The organism is Vibrio clamense (assembly GCF_050337905.1).
GTDB classification, from domain to species: Bacteria; Pseudomonadota; Gammaproteobacteria; order Enterobacterales; family Vibrionaceae; genus Vibrio; species Vibrio cortegadensis.
Genome location: NZ_JAKJTJ010000026.1, coordinates 58,404 through 79,600, shown reverse-complemented (window position 1 = coordinate 79,600; position 21,197 = coordinate 58,404). Strand labels below are relative to the sequence as shown.

The following is a 21,197-nucleotide window of genomic DNA, read 5'->3' as shown; positions in this document are numbered from 1 at the left end:
CTTAGTTTCTATACCCACTCAGCATATCAAAGATAACTCTCGCAAATTGCTGAGTTTTTGTTGGGTCAGACAGAAGCTGCATCATCTGTTCTTGGTGAGCTTCATTACTTCCAAGAATCGCATCATCAATCGCTTGAGGGAAATCGCCCAGCATTGCCTGTTCACGGGTGTTATTGGCAATTTGACTCATTACCTCTTCGTTCTCTGTGAGCTTGTCTCTAACAGTAAAGGCATAATTGATCATGTCTTTGTCTGTCAGGTTGTCGGTAATGAAGACTTCATTCAACTTATCAAGGATATGGGAAAGGAACTCTTCCTTCTTATCCTTGGCCTTAGCAGTGCCGATGTCGGTACTTGGCTCAAGTTGGTAATCCGGAGCATCTTCTTTGAGTTGTATATCTTGCTGACGGATCTTAGATAATCGATAGTGACTCATTACCACGTTATCTAAATCTAGTTCATCTTCCTCAATCACTTTCTCACGCAGCAGCGGACGTAAGTGGCGCGCATACAAGCTCAATTTTTCTAACTCTTTATCATCGTAGTCAACGAGCTGAGACATAAACTCATAGAAACGGGTAAAGCTGCCGAGATCCTTCTTAAATATCTCAAGACGGTCTTTCTCTTGCTTGCAGTCTTTGAAGCTATTCTCAGCGTTCGCAATAAGAACGGCATCGCCTGTTTTCTTAGTGCGTTCAAACATATCTTTGGCTTTGATGTAAGCTTCTACCGCCGAGGTATAACGCTTTTGCCAACGCTCTTTGGCTGGGTGACAGATGTTGCTAATCGCAGCATTAGATTTGTTCTTGGTGAAGAAGGCTTCACAAAACTGTTCTACTTCAGACCATAAGAAGATGCCGCTGGTACGTAACTTCTCAAACAGATCAAACACCATACTAGGATCTGTCACATCTGCTAGCTCTGCTGTTTGATAATACGGTTGGAAAGAACCCAAAATCTCATCTGGCTCATTGTAAAAGTCTAAGACGAAGGTGCCTGTTTCTGCCTTACCCGGATAAGTACGGTTAAGACGAGAAAGTGTTTGAACACACTCAACACCGCCTAGCTTCTTATCAACGTACATAGCGCACAGCTTAGGCTGGTCAAAGCCCGTTTGGAACTTATTCGCCACAAGCATGACTTGATAGTCATCACTATCGAAGGCTTTACGCATATCCCGACCTTTTAAGTCTGGGTTCATGCTCTTTTCAGTGAATTTCTGATCAATATAAGCAAAGCTATCAGGATCGTTAGCGTTGAATTCGACTTCACCAGAAAAGGCCACCATAGCGCGAATCGCATCATAGCCCACCTTCTTCTCTGCTAGTGCATCCGCCACATACTTATCAAAAGCCAATTTGTAACGTACCGCTTCTTTACGAGAGCTAGTAACCACCATCGCTTTAGCCTGACCACCTAATAAGCCCATGACGTTATCTTTGAAGTGCTCAACAATCACTTTGACCTTTTGTGAGATGTTGTGATCGTGTAGGCGTACCCACTGGTTCAACTTCACCTTGGCTTTTTTGCTGTCGACTTCTTTGTCAGCGGCGTCCACCTTCTGCGCTAATTGATACATCACCTTATAGTTAGTGTAATTTTTTAGCACATCCAGAATAAAGCCTTCTTCAATGGCTTGGCGCATTGAATACACATGATACGCTTCTGGCTTATTCTGCTTTGATGGCGCAAGCTCAGGCTTAGGTAAACGTCCAAATAGCTCCATCGTCTTTGGTTTAGGGGTTGCCGTGAATGCGTAGTAGTTGAGGTTAGCACTGCCTTGACGTGCAGCAATGGTCGCATCCAAAATATCTTCCGAAGACAACTCGACATCGTCATCGGCTTCTTCGGTCATCAATACTTCTTTCAATTGACGAGCAGTAGAACCACTTTGCGAAGAGTGCGCTTCGTCCGCGATTACGGCATAGCTGCGCTCTTTCAAGCTAGTGCTGTTTTCTATCGCACGCAGCACAAACGGGAAGGTTTGAATGGTTACGATGATAATAGGTTGCGAGTTCTCTAATGCTGAGGCCAACTTCTCTGATTTAGAACCGTCGCCTTCTTTATTGTTGATACGCCCCACCACACCATCGGCATGTTCAAACTGGTAGATGGTATCTTGTAATTGATCATCAAGCACGGTTCGGTCGGTGACAACAATAACCGAATGAAATTGCTTGTTACCTTCAGCGTCATAAAGGGTAGAAAGCTGATGCGCTGTCCATGCAATTGAGTTCGATTTACCCGACCCCGCACTATGCTGCACAAGATACTTGTTACCCGTCCCTTCTTCGATGGCGGCATCAATCAGCCTAGTGACAACATCCCATTGATGGTAACGCGGGAAGATCAGCGTTTCCTTCTTGTATTTACGCCCTTCCCAATCTTCCTTCTCTTCAATTTGAAGGTGAACAAAGCGACCAATGATATTCAATAGGTTGTCAGGGGCTAATACCTCATTCCACAGGTAATCCGTGGCATAACGATTTTCATCCTCAGGTACATCGTTACCCGCACCACCCTCTTTAGTCCCTTTGTTGAAAGGAAGGAAGAAGGTGTCATCACCTGCCAATTTGGTCGCCATGTAGACTTCATACTGACTCACTGCGAAATGCACCAAAGCACCACGTTTAAAGGTCAATAGTGGCTCTGGTTTCTTAGTCGCAGGGTCTTTGGGTAGACGAGTACGTTTGTACTGCTTAATCGCGTTCTCTACCGCTTGCTTGAACTCTGATTTCAGTTCAAGCGTTGATACTGGTAAGCCGTTGACGAACAGCACCAGATCAATACGCCATGCTTTAGCTTTTTTACCCGTAGCTTCTAAGTGCTCTTTGGTGGCATAAGGGCTATAAACCAGCTCAGGAACAATGCGGCAGATGTTCTGCTGATAACGCGCCAAGGTTTCAGGATTTAAGTTATGCTCTGGTTTAAACTGACACAGTGAGAATCGCGCATTACGAATCTTCAAGCCGTGACGCAGCACACCCAATGTTCCAAAGCTACGAGAGGCTTGGTCGGTAGCATTCACATCGGCTTTTTTTAATTGAGCAACCAGAGCTTCAACAAAATGACGGTCAGATTCATTCGGGTAAACCTTGCAAAACTTCTCCCACTCTTTAGGTTGGGTTTCTTTCACAAACGTCAGCACATCTTGTTCATAGAGTGCAGATTCTCGGTTGTAGCCTTCAGGCTTACCCTCTACCCAGCCGTTCGCCACCATTTGGCGAATAATATCATCTTGGAAGATACGTTCTTGAGTTGAATCTGTGCTCATTAGCTAGCCTCCTGCTGTTGAGCTTCTTGGTTTACTGGAGCTTGCCAATTACGTACATCAATCTTTCCAGTGACTGCAGCAGAAATTAGGGCTGCGCGGCGTTCTCCAAGTAGTTTTATTTGTTGAATCGCTGCAATATTCAACATCTTAAATTTTTCTTCATTGATATTTAAAAAGTCGACAATCTGTTTAAGCTCAAAGGCTGAAGGCACAGGAATACATACGGACTCAATTCCTTCACCGGAAATATTAGGTTGATTTGTGATGGTCATATTGTTGGTAAACTGAGCAACAAAACTCCCGCTCATGGATGAAAACAGTATGAATTTAGATAGAACATCACAATCTAATGTCAAAAAACCAACTCTTTGATTAACCAGCGGCATTCTTTCCAAATGAGGCATGATTGCCACTTTAACCCCCCCAGAAATTATTGGACGGGTCATTGCAAATACTAGTGAATTTGGCTTGACTAAGTATTCTGAGTGAGCCTCTGCAAACGCTTGAGGTAAGAAGGACTGTTCCTTTAGATCAATAGTTAAATGAGAAACATTGGTGATTTTTATAACTGGGTAACCGGACTCTACAAAGTCGCCACTCTTGAAGGCGTAGCCACCGACAACTCGACCAAAATGTTTAATTTTTTTAACACTCCAATGCTCTGGCACTTCTCCCAACCACTCCACACCAGAATCTTTCATCGGTGCGTCAGAGTTTAGCCCTTTAGTCACAGCATGGCTGATCACTGCTTGGCGCTTTTCTTTTAGCAGCTTGATAAGGTGCTGCTGCTTGTCGATCAATGTATCTATTCTAGCGGTTTCGTGATCGAGGAAGTTGGCAATTTGGGTTTGTTCGTCTCCATCTGGAGTTCCTAAAGAATACCCGTTAACAACATCTGATGGCACACGTTTTAACCCCCCAGCTCCAGTCATTGCCGCCGTTGCAATATCCATAAAACTGTCTTCTTGAAGGCGGTAGTACAGAAAACGGCTATCTGTCTTTTCATTAGAGCGAAGAACGTAAATCTCGGATGAACCAAAACCAACGCCGTTTACCAATCCAGAAGCGACTGCGATATTTTTATTCTCAAAGCAAGGGGTAACCTTAGCCATGAGTACATCTCCATCTTCGAAGTATGTATAGCCATCATAAACATCGCTGACTAGGCGTTTCTCATCCAAAGCAATGGAGTTAAGTTTTAGCTTCTCCATAGGAAGGAAATTGCATTCTTTGTTCAGCAATGTATGGTCAATAGCAGATTTTTTAGGGTTTAAATCTGCTAAATATTTGATTGGTATAACTTGCCAATGGTTTGGTATTTCACCTAACCATTCAACTCCAGACTCCTTATACTCAGGGTACGCTTGATACTTACTCATTACGAATGCACCTCTTGTAGTAGCTTCATAATGTCAGCACTCATCGCATCCAAATCCGCGTCAATAGCTTCTAGCTCACGAGGTGGCTGATAAACATAGAAATGACGGTTAAACGGAATTTCATAGCCAACAACACCAATTTCAGAGTCTTTATCATCTCGTTTATCGGCATTGAACCATGCATCAGCAACGTGTGGTTGCACTTCGCGCTTGAAGTAACTTTCGATTAGGATTGATGTGCTTATGCTTGGGTCAAGTGGTACGTTCTCGTTGTCACGTAAGTCGCCATCTTGTTGAAACTCTACGATCTTACCCACTAAGCCTTTAACATCACCGACATACTCGAAAGCGCCATACAATGGTTGTGATACTTCTTTTAATACCTTCTTAACCACGCGTTCAGCACTTTGGTTTTTGCACGTTACCGCATCAAGGAACTGCTTTTTCTCTTTAATATCAAGTTTGATGCTGGTGGCTTTAAAGGCAGCTTTTAAGGTCAACTCAAACTGGTTAAAGTCATCACTTTGATGATCTTTCCCACCTAATTCAGAGCCTACCGCCTGCTGAAGCTGGAATGCCTTTTCCATTAGCTGTTTTTGAAATAACCAGATCTTACTCTCTAATACATCCTTAATATTTTTTTCTTTGAGTTCTGGAAAATCCGTTTTGATCAATGCGCGAACCTCAGTTTCAACATGACCTAGCAGACCATATGTTTCTTCTGTCCACTCTGAACCAAACTGCTCATAGATCGCAGGCATAACTAAGTTTAATGGCTTAGGAGCAAAACGGAGCGTATTGATTCGTTCATCCGTTAGTTGTGTAGATAAACGCAATGGGCGCTCAATCGTTAGGCGGCGATAGCCAAACTCATGGGTGTCAAAAATCTTGCTGGCGAAGGTTTTAGGTGTGTCGACTTTCGGATTCGCGGCTTGGCGACCACGGCTAGACTTTTGCTCTGCTGGCTTATCACCATGTATTTCCGAGATTGGGCGCGCATCAACCACTTCAAAATCACCAAAGCTGCGAGTAATGGTTTTAATGTCGTCTTCACTCATTACGTTACGCTTAGAGCCTAGCGATTTACGCATCTTGCCACACAGGTTAGAGCCATCAATTAATTGAATTTTGCCCTTTCGTTCTGAGGCTTTCTTATTGCTTAGCACCCATACGTAAGTTGCAATACCAGTGTTATAGAACATGTCAGTAGGTAGCGCGACGATAGCTTCAAGTAAGTCCGCTTCAAGGATGTAGCGACGAATCTCACTTTCGCCACTACCAGCACCACCAGTAAAAAGTGGAGATCCATTGAGGATGATACCGATACGACCACCATCCGTAACGCTGCCGTCGACGGCATGAGTGTCACGCATTTTGCTGATCAGGTGCATCAAGAACAGTAGAGAGCCATCAGACACACGAGGTAAGCCCGCGCCGAAACGACCATCAGCCCCCTCTTCAAACTCATCCTTGATATCTTTCTCTATTTTTTTCCAATCTACACCAAACGGAGGGTTCGATAGCATGTAGTCAAATTGGTCGGCTGGCAGTTGGTCATTAGAAAGGGTGTTACCTAGTTTGATGTTTTTAACTTCCTGCCCTTTGATAAGCATGTCGGCTTTACAGATAGCATAGGACTCAGGGTTTAGCTCTTGACCAAAGGCAACCATTCGAGCGCTAGGGTTCATTTCATAAACATATTCCATGCCAGAAGATAGGAAGCCACCCGTTCCCGCAGTTGGGTCATAAATAGTCCGAATGGCACCTTCTTTTGAATATCCTTCATCTCCAGTAAACACTAAAGAAGTAGTTAATTCGACGATATCACGCGGGGTAAAGTGCTCACCTGCCGTTTCGTTTGAGCTTTCAGCAAAGCGGCGAATCAACTCTTCAAACACCAAACCCATTTCATGGTTAGATACTTTACTTGGGCTAAGGTCGGTAGTCGCAAACTTCTTTACTACTTTGAATAGCAAGTTAGCGTCATCTAAAAGGCCAACAAATTCATCAAACTTAAAGTGCTCAAAGATTTCACGAGCATCTGCCGAGAAACATTGAATGTAGTTCTCTAGGTTATCTTTGATGTCCTTCTGTCCCATCTTGCCAAGGTTCATTGGTGAGGTATTGAAGAACGACAAACCTTTTTCGTTACTAGGTGATTTAGTCGCACGAAGCAGCATCTTCTCTTGTGCTTCTTCAGGCAGGTTCATAGCATTTACTTTTTCAGCCTGAATAACGACGGCATCTTTACTTTCTTCTAATACACACTCAAGACGACGAAGAAGAGTGAAAGGCAAGATAACTCGCCCATATTGAGATTGTTTGAAGTCACCGCGAAGCAGGTCGGCAACCGACCAAATGAAGGCAGCGGTTTGAGAAAAGTTTGTGTTGGTCATATTGGCATTACTATTAGTAAAAATTGCCGCGATTATACACGCCTTTGAACGCTAACGATGATGTATGCATCAAATAAAAACGCGTATAACATTCCATTCACTAAGCAGCATTTATTACATGTAAATGCTGGTGGCTGCTCGATAAATGCCACCAGCAGTATTCACTCTTTTAACTTAATTCGACTCGCACCAAACATGCTCACGAACTTAGGCGTTTTATCCTTCGTCCAAACCTTTGCCAAGTACGATAATCGATAAATCACATCACAAAAGGTATTCTGATCAGTACGCTGAAAATGGTAATAGCAGTTTTCAGGCCAACTAACGTTACCATTACAAACACCTTTCCAAAGCACTTTCAATATATTGATGACTTTTGCAGGATATTGAATAACAGCACCATCAAGAATTATGCTCAAATGGTAATGCTGAGTAGATGAACTAGCTTGCTCACGGCACCAGACATATCCTACTCGTCTGAACTTGTACGCTCCTTTCAGCTTTATCATCAACTTAGCAATAAGCTCAGATATTAACGTATTGTCCCTCGTCCATTCTTTTGTGCTCAGCACGACTATCAACACAAAAGCTCGTGCATGGTAACTTAAAAACGCTTCTAATTGCTCGATGATTCTTTTCATTAAATTGGTGTAAAACGGTCTTCGTTCAGAACCGTTTACTTGGAACAATTTCTGGTTATACTTGAATACTGGACTATAGCTAATATATCTGCTCATAAGTTCCAAACCTACTAGCATGGAGCTTGCTGGATATTATTAAATACCCAGTAAATCTTGGTATATCATTTCCGTCAAAGTTCAGAGATACCAAGGGCTCCATGTATACTTTCTTTAAAATTTACCGCTGATAAAAAGCGGTAATGAATAGGCATATACCTTCAAGTCAGTTCATTCAGCTTCATTCTTTTCTAACTTATTGATCCAATCCAATACCGCATCTTCACGCCATCCCAATGTTCGCCCATTCATCAGTAAAGGTTTAGGGAAAACACCATCCTTACGCCACCAGCGATTTAAAGTAGATGTTGAACGACCGATAAGTTTACTCACATCTTTAGGGCTTAAAATTTTCATACCTTTACTCCTGCGCCAGTAAAGCTTCATCACGTTTTTGAATTCGAACCTGAATCCATTCTTGAACCTCACTTTCCACCCAACCGATAGAACCCTTACCTAAATTAATATTATGAGGGAATGTACCTTGAGACATATGTACGTAGATTGTCGCTCGTGACAGGCCTGTGATGTCTAAAACATCTTTTAATCGAAGTATTTTTGTATTCATTTTTAATCTCAATCTTATGTTGCCTTAATGGATGCAAATAGATTAATTGAGATATGCAGGTAAAAAACTGAGTTAAGGAAAGTCAGAACTGAGTTAAGAAAAAACAGTTCTGATTTTAGTGATTAGCGAGTATGAATTAACCAGTTTGAGAATGTACTATCACCTACTTTTAACGGAGGGAGCCCCTGCCTAGCTAGGTATTGATCAATCTTTTCTTTGGCTTTCGTTGGATGGTCTAAAATGCTAGTGCCTAATTGAGAGTTAGACTCTATTAACTGACGTATTACACTGATTGCTTGAACTGATGGTGGGCGCACCCGTGACGACTTGATCTCCCAAGGCTCTCCATTCAGCGGCTGGATTGTACTGCCACTAGTCAATGCCAAACGGATTCTCTCTACATCTTCACGTAGTAAACGAATATCGCTGGTGGTCACTTCACATATAAAGCCATCATAGATAAAGGGTAAATCTTGCATTGCCGTTGAATAGTACAGTGCATTTTCAATCACTGGTACAAACTGAACTCCAATTGTTTGTTGATTACCTTTCAATAAACCTTTAACCATCGACAATGATTTGATTTGCCATAATCCCGAAAATATTCCAGTGATATATGTACTATGTTCATCACTTTTATCTAAGTATTGAACATTCGCTTTTGATTCACTTGTGGATGCAAGGCGGGATAACTCGGGGAATCGTATGTACGGTTGTTCATCAAAATAGCTAAGCTCAAACCCTCTTTCATTCTCCTCATTTTCGGAAGTAGATATACTATCTAAAAAGTCGTCAGCTTCATCACACCAAGTCGGTGAATCACCAGAACAACTCAACATCTCCAACTTTGTTTCATCAGGTAATGATTCAAAGTCAAACCTGTTATTAAAAAATACTAACGGTGGTTCCTCACTGCTGTAATCATCAAAAAGCACACATGCTCTGATAGTTCCTTTCTGAAGTAGGTGTTTAATATCGCCTGTATCGACATTTAGTGCTTTTGCTGCTGAGTCGATAGTGTAGAAATCAAGGATTAGCTCACTCTTATTCAAAACATCTTCCGCTATTGTTAGTTGACATAAGATAACAACGGATTGAGCTAGATGGTTCAAGAGGCATAAAACAAAAATGTGATAAGATCTCACTTTCTATAGAATAGCCTCTACACCTGTTGCACTGTGAGAAATCGTGATTATATGAGTAACGACCTGTTATATAACAAAAATACAGTACCAGCCCAAACTCATGAAAAATTGTACTGGTACATAGATGAAAGTAAACGGATACCTAACGCTATTATAGAAAGAACTCAAGCCGGAATTTTAGGCATTAGATTTAGCTTCGCTTCTGATGGAGGGGAATCACCTTACGCCTCAATGGAAAAACTAGCAGTTGAGTATGTTTCCGAGTGCCATTACCACAACAAAAATTTGTATGTAGGTAAACCAAGACAGATTTATTCCTGTAATGATCTCGCAATTAAGCAAATCATACCTATTCTTGACGTTATCGATATAATGAGAAGAGATTTAGTTGAAGGTGATGATCTACATCGTGGTTACCTAGATATTCCTACAAACTTAAAACCACGCACCTCACAACCTAGTTATTATCATTCTATCGATATATCCCACATTACCGATCCAAAGCCTTTTTTTAACCGACCTAAAGATTTCTATCTCTTCTGTACTGCATGGGGAAGCTCGCTATATCTTTTTTATCAAGGATTCACCAGTTACAACTTGATCACAGGGATCACTCTTGGCGGCCTAGGGCAACTCACGCTAAAAAGATTACTTGGCTACAAAACGGCCAAAGAAGAAGAAAAAATTAAGAATTAATTTAGCTAAAAATATTAAGCAACTCTCCTTGGGAACATCAACAGGAACACCGCTACAAATAAAACCAAAACAAAAACATTGAATTCAAATAGTTACACGCCCAATTCAACTTACGCCAGCCCACCAAACGTTTGGAAAGGGCCAATTCGAAAGAGTTGGCCCTTTTTGTTTACCTTGACCGTCCGAACTTTCACTCACAGGGCGACTCATAATGTAAAGTGCTTTTGATTGCCATAACTTTAGTTGCGGATCATTCCGTTGCGCTTCAGAATCAGTATTTCTCATTAACTTTTGTATGCCATATATTTGAGCGGCTTACGTGTAGTCGTCATCTCACCTTCCCAACAAGTAATAGTAATTAGTCTAACTGCCCTTTCTGCATTAATCACTATTCACGTCCGTCACGGGTAATTGCTAGAAGGCAGAAGAACTCGTGCTAGGTCACTACAATCCTATATAACGAAGTGTAAGCCACACTTTAGATACCTCAAAGCCTCATGGATGCAACCTAACACCCATCAGTAAGCGTCGAGACCTCTCTAAATACAATACTGCTTCCGTCTTGCTGGAAAACATAAAACGCGAGGCATTTATCTGCAACGGTTTTTCCTCTTGGGATAAAAAACATCCCCCAACCAGGGTAGCCAGGTAAAACACGACTCGCAGGCGTTTGATCGACAACACAGATAGAGGCTTCAGTGCAAGGCGTTGTAAGCGATGCCGGGGTGTAATAACCATTACCTAAATAAGCAATATCACTATTCATCAGTGACGCGATATTATTATCCCAAAGCTCTTGCGGTGTGCCGAAGTACGTATTGATGTTTACGCCACCAACATCAACAGCAACATTACTTTCATGCTCTTTCCCTTGCACGATTGCACTGTAATTAACTTGTTCTACCACCACTCTGAAGCTGGACGCAATACCATCCATGACCGCTTCTGTCGCATCACTTTTTATATTCAGAAAACGAGGGGCAGCAACCACCGCTAAAACCGCGACAATAACAATCACGACAACCATTTCTATTAGTGTAAATCCTTTTTGATTACTCATTGTTATTACTCAACTTGCAGCTAGGCGGGATATTATTGTATAAAAACCAAACTCTATGTGAAGTTATTATAAAGTTCTATAGTGACACGCGCATATTTGGGCTTCGCTTATCAATTTCTGTCCAAATCCACAATTTTCTGTGATTTAGAGGGAATCATAAGTACGTCTAGCAATAAATGAGTGCCACTTTAAAGCAATCTTTTACCTCTATTCATGCTAGGTTAAGCAAATAAGCCCATAATTAAGCTTCTACTAGCGTTAGTCTCCATAAACTGGCATTTAAACAAGGTAATAAAATGAGAACTCTTGGTAACATTATTTGGTTTCTTTTTGGTGGCATTATCATGGGCCTAATGTGGTGGTTCTTCGGTCTGCTCGCTTTCATTAGTATCATCGGTATTCCATGGGGTCGAGCTTGCTTTGTGATGGGGAATTTTTCTTTCTTCCCATTTGGCAAAGAGGCAATTTCCCGGGATGAACTGTTCAATGAAATGGATATAGGGACAAGCCCACTCGGCGTGATCGGCAATGTCATTTGGTTTTTATTTGCGGGCATATGGCTAGCGATAGGCCATATTTGTTCTGCCGTGGCGTGTTTTATTACGATTATAGGTATTCCATTTGCTATACAGCACTTGAAATTAGCCGTAATTTCACTGGCTCCTATCGGTAAGACTGTCGTCACGAAAGAAGAAGCGGCGGTCGCTCGCTATTCAATCAAGCGTTAAGTTTATCTTCGAAAAATATCCCCTTTTCTTCTCTTGAAACGGGGATATATAAAATTTATTTTTCACTCATATTCCATAATCCCCTCTTAAAATGTGATCGCTATTTTGTATAAAAAGCCATCAACACCTACCAAGCGTGAGCTTGATCTCTCAGCCTTTCTTCTACTCCTAACATGCTTATTTTAAGGGTGATTTCACAATCTATTGATTAATTGATAATCAAGATAAATATATATAATAAGGAACATAACGTGAAACACTCTGCTACCACACTCACTTTAGCGGTTGCTGCTGCGTTACTTGCAGGATGCAGCTCTTCGTCGAAAACTGAACCTCAACCAACAGTGCCAAAATACAGCTGTGAAATGTCTCAAACTAGCCAAACTGATGATCTGCGTATCTATCAAGTGATGGTGGAAAGCTTTGTTAATGGCGATGAAAGCATCGGCCATGGTACAGGGTATGGAACAAGCCACCATATGGGTGATATTCAAGGCGTCATCGACTCGTTAGATTATATTCAGTCACTTGGCATGAATGGCTTATGGCTCACACCTATGTTTAATTCTGTTCCCGTTGGCGGACAGGAACATTGGGCTGACCGCTTAGACGCCACTGGGTATTTTGCGACCAACTACTTTGAAATAGACCCGCGTTTCGGGACACTTGAAGATGCGAAGCTGTTAGTTGATGAAGCACATGCTCGTGGTATGTATGTCTTCTTCGATGGTGTCTTTGGTCATCACAAAGGCAATGTTGTTCCATCACCAACCGGTAAGATGCCTGCGGGCGCAGATAACCCAGTTGACTACCCTGAGAGCCTCCCTTTTTATCAAGAAGTTGCTGAGTACTGGGTAAAAGAACTAAAAATTGATGGCTGGCGTTTAGATCAAGCTTACCAAGTACCAAAAGAAGCGTGGGTAGAGATCCGAAAAACCGTAGATCAAGCATCAAAGCAAGTAACCTACCTTAACGACAAAGGTGAGTCAGTTAATCCACTTGGCTATATGGTTGCTGAGATTTGGGCTGGCGAGAACCGCATCATAGAAACAGGTTATGGCACGAAACAAAACCCTGCGCTATGCTCCGCTTTTGATTTCCCTGTTCGCTACCGTTTAGTGGAAACTTTTGCGGTCAATGAAGCAGGTGTTGGTAATAAAGGTGGGGAATGGCTAGCGGAAGGGATGAATTTACACTCTCTATACCCACCACATGCTAAGCCTAACCTAATGATTGGTAACCATGATCTCGTTCGTTTTGGTGACTTATTGCAGCGTGGTGGCATTGCACAACCACAAGATGCTGGATATTGGCTGAGACATAAAGCCGCATTCTCTTTCCAAGCCGCTTATACAGGCCCAATTACACTTTACTACGGTGATGAGATCGGTGATCAAGTCGATAACTTCGCAGCGAAAGTCGAGAAAGATTGTGCCATCAAAGGGATTTGTGATGATCACGTCGCTCGCTCAAGCGCAAAAATAGAAGGTGTCACTGCCACTCTGAATACTAGTGAATCAGATTTGAAACAGTACGTGGCTGATTTAATGAAACTTCGTAGTGAGCACCCTGCACTGTCGAAAGGCGAGCGTATCAATGTCATGGCCGATAAAATCGCTTATGTCGATCACAAGCAGACAGAGCAAGAAGCACTGCTTTATGCTGTCAACCTAACGCCAGATGATCAAGCCATCACTCTCAGCAAAGAAAAGATAGGTTCTGAAGGTTATCTATCAGATTTACAAACACAGGAAACGTTCAGCGCACAAGGGAATGATTACACCATTTCACTATCACCATTTGAGGCTCGATTTATTAAGATTGAGCAGCCATCAAAAGCAGGCCCAGCCGTTGCGACTGCCGCAGTGAGCGACGGTATTGGCCAAGGATTCATGGCTCAATGTGATAACCCGACGCTCGATGAGAAAGGCCCAATCCCGAAAAAAATCTATGTGGTCGGTGACTTCTCTGACTCGGCATGGCAACACAAAGATCACCGAAAATTTGAATACAAAGGTGATGGTGTTTACCAAGTCGTAACCAATGAGAAACCTGGTAGCTACCGCATGCAATATGCAGCGAAAACATGGCACCCACAATTTACTGCGACAGGACTGAGCTTAAAACTAGGTAAAGAAAATCCATTAAAATTTGGTGGTTACGGTAAAGATACTGCGGTTACAATTATGGATGAAGGACAGTATGTTTGGAGCCTTAAATTTGATAAAACGGGTTTACCACTCAAAATCATGGCATCAAAATGTGCTGAATAGTGACCAGTTTTCCGTTACTCGCTTTTATGTTGCGAGCTACTAGATAGTTCGCTTTCAAATAGCAAATGATCATAGTCCACATTGGGGATGCAGTGCTGAGATTTTCAAACTATATGAAGATCATTAACCAGCAAGCATTCCCTTTTTTATCTATTCTGCATATCAACAACTTGCACACCAACTCATAACAACAGCAAATGCGACTTGGAATTAACATCACATTTATCAATAAAAGTAACCTTACATATAGTTTCTTTTGAGACGTACATCCACTTTAACCTGTTGGTTAATTCTTATGCTTAATTGATTTTTATGTCATTAAACAGAAGGTTATATGTTAAATAGAATAATTACACTAAGTACCCTCGCCCTTCTTTGCACTCCCAACGCCTATGCGCAGATAACGAATGGAGACTTTGAACAGTGGAATGGTAACACCCCGAGCAACTGGACCACGATTGATAGCGGCATCTCAGTATCTCCGACATCAGCTCAAGTAAAAACGGGAGGATTGGCCGCAAAAATTGATGTGAATACTGGTACACAAGGCAGTACTGATTTTTTACAAACCGTTACTGTCGAGCAAGGGAAAACGTACGATTTCTCCGTTGCGCTGTACCATACCGAAGGCAAGGTAAAAGCCCGCCTATACGTCGATGGCTATCAGGGCTATTCAAATAACGGTCAAACCAATCAATGGCAAGATCTTAGCTTTAGCTATACTGCAACTGCGAATAAAGACATTAATGTTGGTTTAAGGTTCTACGATGTCACTGGATTTGATGGTTCTGAAACGGTGTATGTAGACAATTTCAGACCAATGGATTCTGTCACACCACCGCCACCAAGCTGTACAGATACCAGCACCACCTTAACTCTAGTGACCGATGATTACGCTGTAGAAACAAGCTGGACACTTAAAAATGCCAGCAATCAAACCCTTTTTTCCGGCACAGGTTACAGCAATAACACAACAAACAATCAAGAGATGTGTCTAAGCGATGGCGATTATCAGTTCGAAATTATAGATTCTTATGGCGATGGTATTTGTTGTAGCACAGGCAACGGTTCGTACACATTAACTGCGAATGGAAAAACCCTCGCCTCTGGTGGTGACTTCCAATCGAACCAAGTTACCAGCTTCACACTGGGTGATACCACGACGACACCTCCTACCGAGCCACCAGTCTTGGGCGATTACTACAAAGCCGCTGAAGGTAAAACAGGCTTTAGTTTAAAAACCTCGTTGTATCAAATTATCGACAATCACAATAGCCAAGGCTACACGGCGATTTGGGCACTCACGAAAGTGGCAGACATCGATAATTATTTTGAGAAAGATGGATCCATTCTAGACATGTATTCAGAGAAACCTTCTGGCAGCGATAGCGTGCAATTTACTAAAGTGACCAATCAATGCGGTCAATATAGTAAAGAAGGCGATTGTTATAACCGTGAGCACTCTTTCCCTAAAAGCTGGTTTGGTGGCAAGGTAGAGCCAATGAATTCTGATGGTCACCATTTATTTGCAACTGATGGCTACGTGAATTCTAAACGCAGCAACTGGCCATTTGGCGAAGTGGGCAGCGCAACTTATACATCAAGTAATGGGTCAAAAGTCGGTTCATCAGCTTCTAATTTAGGTTATTCCGGTACCGTTTTCGAACCAATTGATGAGTTTAAAGGTGACTTTGCTCGTGCCTATTTCTATATGGCAACACGTTATGAGAATGAAATTGCAAATTGGGAAGGAAATTCAACCAGCTCAAATGCCGTATTAAATGGCACGAACACCACGGTATTTGAACCTTGGTTACTGGCAATGTTGAAACGCTGGCACCAAAATGATCCCGTGAGTCAAAAAGAGATTGATCGTAACCAAGCAGTCCAAGATTTCCAAGGTAACCGCAACCCATTTATTGATCATCCAGAGTTTGTTTCAGCTATTTGGGGGGACTAACTTTCTAACATTAAAACTCATTAGATTCGCTATTTTGAGTACATCCTTCGTCATTTAAGTATAATCTGAAATTTAGATAACAACTTTAAATGTACGAAGGAGATACCGCTACATACAATATAATGACAACCAAAAGTAGCGTTCACAATTTATATTAAGCATCGTGATACTTATTTTTAATCGCTTTAAATTCAACTAAAGAGTGCTTAAACACTTCTACTAATTTAGGGTCAAAATGCTTCCCTGATTCCGAAATAATAAGGTGAATAGCATCCTCAATTGGCCACGCTTTTTTGTATGAACGTTCACTGGTTAACGCATCAAAAACATCTGCAACGGCAACGATCCTAGCTGAAATAGGTATATCCTCACCTTTAGTTCCATATGGGTATCCCGTACCATCCCATTTTTCATGATGGTACAACGAAATTTCACGAGCCATTTTTAACAAACCAAAAGAGTGCTCCCCAATAATATCGGCACCGAATTCAGGGTGTTTCTTCATAATATCCCACTCTTCACTTGAGAGTTTTCCTGGTTTATGAAGAATTGCGTCGGGAACACCAATCTTCCCAATATCATGCATAGGTGACGCATTAAAAATACTCATTTGTAAATGCTCAGGCAGTCCATATTTTTCAGCAAGCACTCGAGAATAGTGGCTCATTCTGACAATATGTAGCGCTGTTTCATTATCTTTAAATTCAGCGGCATGCCCTAATCGTCGTATTACCTCTTGCCGGGAGTCTTTTAATTTCTGATTTGATTTACTACCCGCATATAATGTAAACATCATAGATGGAACCGTAAATAAGGCCATCGATAAGATAATAAGCATAATACTATTTCTAAATCGAACGTAATCTAAAAGAACCTCATCCTCATCAATTTTAATCAACATTCCTGCATTAACATATGGGTTCCAAAACACCATGGAGTAAACATTTTTAGATCGATAATCGACAAATTTATAGAGATGGCTTGATGCACGGTTAGTATCGTAAGCTCGCTTACTATTTTTAACCGCTTCAATAGCACCAGTGGTCTCGCTATCGCTTAAAGTAACCGAAGTTGACTTGTTTGGTGGTGGAAAACGATGACTAGATAGCTGATTTGCATTTCCATCATAGGCTATCATTTCTCCGGTTTTAGCAAACTGATACACGGCTAACTTGTCGAAGTAAGTACTACTATTATCCATCTCAATAATGACGACAGCTGTTATCTTTTTGGTCTCAACATCACGATATGGCATAGCAAAAAACAGGACAAACTTCTCAATACCACTTTCCGGATCAGCCACTTTTCTTGCTGGTAATATGCTTGATTCGCCATTGAGTGCTCGGATGAATGAACTTGTTTTCGACATATCAAGTTCAGCTAGGGGATAAGCATCACCATAAGAATAAATGACATCTAAATCAGATGATATAATGGACTTCGCTCCCGCATATCCCATTCCAGCATAATGTTCAAAGATCGTCGTTAACGTATCGCGAGACGACTGAACAGCATTAGCATCAGCATAACGAATATTATCAATTATATATCTGACACTATCTTGTAGTGGCTTCTTATTTAGAATATGTCTAGAAACACTCGACTTTACATGTCCATCTAATACAAAAGACTCATTCAAAGATTTATTATACTGAACAAATGAATCCTCTAACCGAGTTTCAATTGATTGTTTATTATAAGTTAATAGTAACCAACTCCCTGCAAGGCTTAAAGTAATAAACGTTGACAATGCTCCCATCACTAGATAAGCAAACTTTTTTGTACCAAAAGCCAAGTATACTTTATTACTTCGATAATCACTGATTAATATTTTAAATATAAAGAAAAGAATAACGGTAAGTAGTAAAAATACAATTAGCAGTAAGCCTAGATTTGAAACGGTACCGTCTATTTCTGCTAGTGTTTTTGGGGCTTCACTATAGACAGTGACAGAACCGATCAAATGCCCATTAAACACAATATTAGATTCACCAACATCAAATCTAGAAAAATCATCTGGAATCGCTTTGCCTAGGACCGCTTCACCATCATTGATAAAATATAAAAAGAGTTCTCTTGATGTGGCTATATCAACAACCCTTACGGCTTTAACACTGTCATCTTGAGATAGAATAGCAAGGATAGTACGCTTTAGTTGAGCTTCATCCATATTATAAACAAGCCCTGAGGTAATCTCTGATAGCTCATTAGCCATTCGTAATGCATTGCTGTCTTTGGTATTTGAAACTGGAGATGCAAGACTAAGCGAAGACATTAGTGCAACCATGAATATAGCAACACTCTGGATTAAAACGTTCATTGGCTACCCTTTGTATAGCTATCGATTATAGCTTGCAGCTTTCCGCTCTTTTTCATATTAGCTATCGCATTGTTAATTGCTTCTAAATAAAGCTTTCGGTCTCGGTGTAATCTAATTCTTAACTGGTAAGTTGCAACAGGTTTTGTCATCTCAAGTCCGTATTGCTTTATTTTTTTACTGATAACATCGATAGGGAATATCGCATAATCACAGCGACCAAATTCAACTAGCTTTAGTAATTGATTTTCACGGACTACATTAGGCTTTACCTTTGATGTATCGTGACTTTTTTTAGCATTAGGTTCTTGATTAAAAAGATCAAATCCAAGCAAAGTACATAACTGCAACGACTTAAAATCATCAACAGAGGGAGGTAAAATGAACGCTTTAGGGTTATACACGATAACTTCATCTGAACTAAGGATAACATCAGAATACAGACTTATGGATTCTTCTCCTTGCTCAGTTCTCCAGCTAGGATCGATTCCGGGTTCTATATCTAGGATCCCATGCTTCATATAGGCTCGAAGTCGTGCTTGAGGATAATATTTGAATTGAAAATTTATCCCTGTTTGAGCGCCAACTTCACGTAAAGCATCGACGTAAATACCGTGATCTGGTAGATCATCCGTTGCGGTCATAAAATAAGGAGCCCTTCCCCCTTCAATAAGCCCAACATCTAATGACACCGCATTGGCTAATGAAGAATAGAGAAAACCACAAACAGCACTCCACACCATACACTTGATGGCTTTCATTCTTCACCTTGTTGTTTTTTATTATGCTTCATGAACTATAACATTCATTCTATTTATCTACTGACATTAATAATTTTACTAAACTATCAAATAAAAAACAGACCGTATAGTGAATAATGTGCGCTATGTGAATAATAGACCCAGTTTAGTTTTGAATAAATTAAAACTAGTACATACAAATAATGTCAGATGATGTAATTAATATTTTCACTCCCACATCTTAATATTTTATAAAAATACAAATCTAGCAAAGCACTCTTGTAAAATACGCATGTCAGGTTTTCTGATTTTTAAGAGCATGATCACTACTAAATTGTAACCTAATATGAAACTTATGAAATATTTGCTATTACTATTACTTAATTAATCTTATGCACCCTGATGAGCTGTAAATGAATCGACTAAAAATATTTCTGCCATCTCACGCTAAAAGTGTTCTGCTTGCTGTCGTTATAGTTACTATGGCTATTTTGTCTATCACTATATTTACCCAATCTAGTGCCAATAAAGCGTTATTCCAAGCGAATATTGACACTGAACTCTCGATGCTCAAAACTTTAGTCGAGCGAGATATTGAAAAAATTGGGTCTGTTGCTAATTTTTTTCATACCATGCCTGAAGATGAGTGGGACCGATTCGATTCATTTTCAGAGCAAGTTCTTGGGCAAACTCAATCAATCATAGCTCTAGAGTGGTTTGAAAAATCCACCTCACGTAAATACATAGAAAAAATCAACAAGATCAAAATCATATCACCAGAATCAGAACCATTTACCTTTACTCAAAAGGGATTACCACTCGAGTTTGATAATATCTATATCATGACGGATATAACGCCGCGAACAAAAGAGAATATCAAACTTCTTGGTTTTTACGCTGACACGGAAGATTTCCAAGAAGTCGCTCGATATATTGAAACCACGAAACTTCCTGCTATATCCGAAAAGTTAGAGCTTTTTCAGAATGATAAAAGCCGACAAGGCGTTTTACTCTACTACCCAGTCTTCGACCCATCCGATAACCATATGATAGGTATCGTTGTAGGTGTTCTTGATATTGCTAAATATACTAAAAGTCTGCTACTTCAAATCCAAACGACAAATGATATTTCAATTCGAATCAGCGAGATTAACCCTAATGGCTCAAGCTCAGAGTTTTTTACTAATAATGTAGAAAGAATACTAGATGACCTATATTACTTTGAAAGCATTAACATCTATAATCGAGTCTGGGGTTTTGAGTTAACAAAAGAGTTAAGTCTAACGCCAAGTCAGTGGATCACATTGCTCATTGAGCTATTTTTAAGCTTACTTCTAGCACTCTTTGCCTTCATGATCGTCAACATATTGGATGCCCGAAAGAAATATGTTGAAGAAGAGTTAGTTAAAAAAACTAAAGATTTAAATTACTTAGCAATGCATGATTCATTAACTAACCTCATGAACCGTAGAGCTTTTGATGTTCATCTCAAAGAGGTATTAGAGAGGAAATCTAGAGTATCTCTCGCCTTCATTGATCTCGATAATTTCAAATCAATTAATGATAACTACGGTCATAATGGGGGAGATGAAGCTCTGATCCACCTTGCTCGAATCTTGAAAACCTGTACTCGCTCATCTGATGTGTGCGCAAGGCTTGGTGGTGATGAATTTGCTATCACCATTGTGAATGCGGAAGAAAGTAAAGCGATAGAAGTCGCTAACCGATTATGCACCACTCTTGCGAATTCTCCTTTGCAATGGCACCACCAAGATATACACGCCACCCTTAGTATTGGTATTTGCACGCATACTGGCGAAGGTGAAGATGAGTTTCGACACCGAGCCGATGTCGCTTTATATCAAGCCAAAGAAAGAGGCAAAAACCAAGTAGTCGTATATCGTGAACCCGTAAATAAGTAGAC

General features: G+C 40.8%; 15 protein-coding genes. 5 read left to right on the top strand and 10 right to left on the bottom strand.

All coding sequences use genetic code 11. The features are described from left to right. Position 1: 1 nt before the first annotated feature. The 7 genes from L4C39_RS14725 to L4C39_RS14695 form a co-directional block, all read right to left on the bottom strand. Entirely contained in the window at positions 2–3,274 is a 3,273-nt protein-coding gene (locus L4C39_RS14725) for a type I restriction endonuclease subunit R (RefSeq protein WP_429746631.1), read from the bottom strand. Then, positions 3,274–4,653, bottom strand: coding sequence for a restriction endonuclease subunit S (locus L4C39_RS14720; RefSeq protein ID WP_429746629.1), 1,380 nt, complete (start codon positions 4,651–4,653; stop codon positions 3,274–3,276). The genes L4C39_RS14725 and L4C39_RS14720 overlap by 1 nt, the downstream gene beginning before the upstream one ends. Next, entirely contained in the window at positions 4,653–7,049 is a 2,397-nt protein-coding gene (locus L4C39_RS14715; protein WP_429746627.1) for a type I restriction-modification system subunit M, read from the bottom strand. Before L4C39_RS14715 ends, L4C39_RS14720 begins: the two co-directional genes overlap by 1 nt. Before the next feature lie 161 nt (positions 7,050–7,210). Further along, positions 7,211–7,786: a YagK/YfjJ domain-containing protein gene (locus L4C39_RS14710; RefSeq protein ID WP_429746625.1), complete on the bottom strand. Its 576-nt coding sequence runs from the start codon at positions 7,784–7,786 to the stop codon at positions 7,211–7,213. 171 nt (positions 7,787–7,957) lie between these two features. Next, a complete protein-coding gene (locus tag L4C39_RS14705; RefSeq protein ID WP_429746623.1) occupies positions 7,958–8,143 on the bottom strand; it encodes a helix-turn-helix transcriptional regulator in 186 nt (61 codons plus the stop codon). Positions 8,144–8,147: 4 nt separating this feature from the next. Then, a complete protein-coding gene (locus L4C39_RS14700) occupies positions 8,148–8,354 on the bottom strand; it encodes a helix-turn-helix transcriptional regulator (protein WP_429746621.1) in 207 nt (68 codons plus the stop codon). Positions 8,355–8,476: 122 nt separating this feature from the next. Next, positions 8,477–9,406, bottom strand: a complete 930-nt coding sequence (locus L4C39_RS14695; protein WP_429746619.1) for a hypothetical protein — start codon at positions 9,404–9,406, stop codon at positions 8,477–8,479. Between the two features lie 144 nt (positions 9,407–9,550). Between L4C39_RS14695 and L4C39_RS14690 the strand changes: the two genes are divergently transcribed. Further along, entirely contained in the window at positions 9,551–10,195 is a 645-nt protein-coding gene (locus L4C39_RS14690) for a hypothetical protein (RefSeq protein ID WP_429746617.1), read from the top strand. A gap of 508 nt (positions 10,196–10,703) precedes the next feature. On the opposite strand, the gene L4C39_RS14685 is transcribed toward L4C39_RS14690, so the two are convergent. Beyond that, positions 10,704–11,255, bottom strand: coding sequence for a prepilin-type N-terminal cleavage/methylation domain-containing protein (locus tag L4C39_RS14685; RefSeq protein ID WP_029203494.1), 552 nt, complete (start codon positions 11,253–11,255; stop codon positions 10,704–10,706). 296 nt (positions 11,256–11,551) lie between these two features. Between L4C39_RS14685 and L4C39_RS14680 the strand changes: the two genes are divergently transcribed. From L4C39_RS14680 to L4C39_RS14670, 3 genes are all read left to right on the top strand, one after another. Beyond that, entirely contained in the window at positions 11,552–11,983 is a 432-nt protein-coding gene (locus L4C39_RS14680; protein WP_113796548.1) for a YccF domain-containing protein, read from the top strand. A 251-nt stretch (positions 11,984–12,234) separates the two neighbouring features. After that, complete coding sequence (locus L4C39_RS14675) at positions 12,235–14,256, top strand: alpha-amylase family glycosyl hydrolase (RefSeq protein WP_429746614.1); 2,022 nt, start codon at positions 12,235–12,237, stop codon at positions 14,254–14,256. A 334-nt stretch (positions 14,257–14,590) separates the two neighbouring features. Further along, positions 14,591–16,216, top strand: coding sequence for an endonuclease (locus L4C39_RS14670; RefSeq protein ID WP_017053790.1), 1,626 nt, complete (start codon positions 14,591–14,593; stop codon positions 16,214–16,216). 154 nt (positions 16,217–16,370) lie between these two features. Here L4C39_RS14670 and L4C39_RS14665 read toward each other — a convergent pair whose 3' ends face one another. After that, a complete protein-coding gene (locus L4C39_RS14665) occupies positions 16,371–18,536 on the bottom strand; it encodes an HD domain-containing phosphohydrolase (RefSeq protein ID WP_429746612.1) in 2,166 nt (721 codons plus the stop codon). After that, the gene (locus L4C39_RS14660) at positions 18,533–19,294 is read right to left on the bottom strand and encodes a substrate-binding periplasmic protein (RefSeq protein WP_429746610.1); all 762 of its coding nucleotides are present in this window, start codon (positions 19,292–19,294) and stop codon (positions 18,533–18,535) included. Before L4C39_RS14660 ends, L4C39_RS14665 begins: the two co-directional genes overlap by 4 nt. A 392-nt stretch (positions 19,295–19,686) precedes the next feature. Between L4C39_RS14660 and L4C39_RS14655 the strand changes: the two genes are divergently transcribed. Then, the gene (locus tag L4C39_RS14655) at positions 19,687–21,195 is read left to right on the top strand and encodes a sensor domain-containing diguanylate cyclase (RefSeq protein WP_017053787.1); all 1,509 of its coding nucleotides are present in this window, start codon (positions 19,687–19,689) and stop codon (positions 21,193–21,195) included. Positions 21,196–21,197: the final 2 nt, after the last annotated feature.

Coding starts and splice junctions, on each gene's coding strand:
- L4C39_RS14725 (WP_429746631.1), bottom strand. CDS start 3,274: ATGAGCACAGATTCAACTCAAGAACGTATCTTCCAAGATGATATTATT.
- L4C39_RS14720 (WP_429746629.1), bottom strand. CDS start 4,653: ATGAGTAAGTATCAAGCGTACCCTGAGTATAAGGAGTCTGGAGTTGAA.
- L4C39_RS14715 (WP_429746627.1), bottom strand. CDS start 7,049: ATGACCAACACAAACTTTTCTCAAACCGCTGCCTTCATTTGGTCGGTT.
- L4C39_RS14710 (WP_429746625.1), bottom strand. CDS start 7,786: ATGAGCAGATATATTAGCTATAGTCCAGTATTCAAGTATAACCAGAAA.
- L4C39_RS14705 (WP_429746623.1), bottom strand. CDS start 8,143: ATGAAAATTTTAAGCCCTAAAGATGTGAGTAAACTTATCGGTCGTTCA.
- L4C39_RS14700 (WP_429746621.1), bottom strand. CDS start 8,354: ATGAATACAAAAATACTTCGATTAAAAGATGTTTTAGACATCACAGGC.
- L4C39_RS14690 (WP_429746617.1), top strand. CDS start 9,551: ATGAGTAACGACCTGTTATATAACAAAAATACAGTACCAGCCCAAACT.
- L4C39_RS14685 (WP_029203494.1), bottom strand. CDS start 11,255: ATGAGTAATCAAAAAGGATTTACACTAATAGAAATGGTTGTCGTGATT.
- L4C39_RS14680 (WP_113796548.1), top strand. CDS start 11,552: ATGAGAACTCTTGGTAACATTATTTGGTTTCTTTTTGGTGGCATTATC.
- L4C39_RS14670 (WP_017053790.1), top strand. CDS start 14,591: ATGTTAAATAGAATAATTACACTAAGTACCCTCGCCCTTCTTTGCACT.
- L4C39_RS14665 (WP_429746612.1), bottom strand. CDS start 18,536: ATGAACGTTTTAATCCAGAGTGTTGCTATATTCATGGTTGCACTAATG.
- L4C39_RS14660 (WP_429746610.1), bottom strand. CDS start 19,294: ATGAAAGCCATCAAGTGTATGGTGTGGAGTGCTGTTTGTGGTTTTCTC.
- L4C39_RS14655 (WP_017053787.1), top strand. CDS start 19,687: ATGAATCGACTAAAAATATTTCTGCCATCTCACGCTAAAAGTGTTCTG.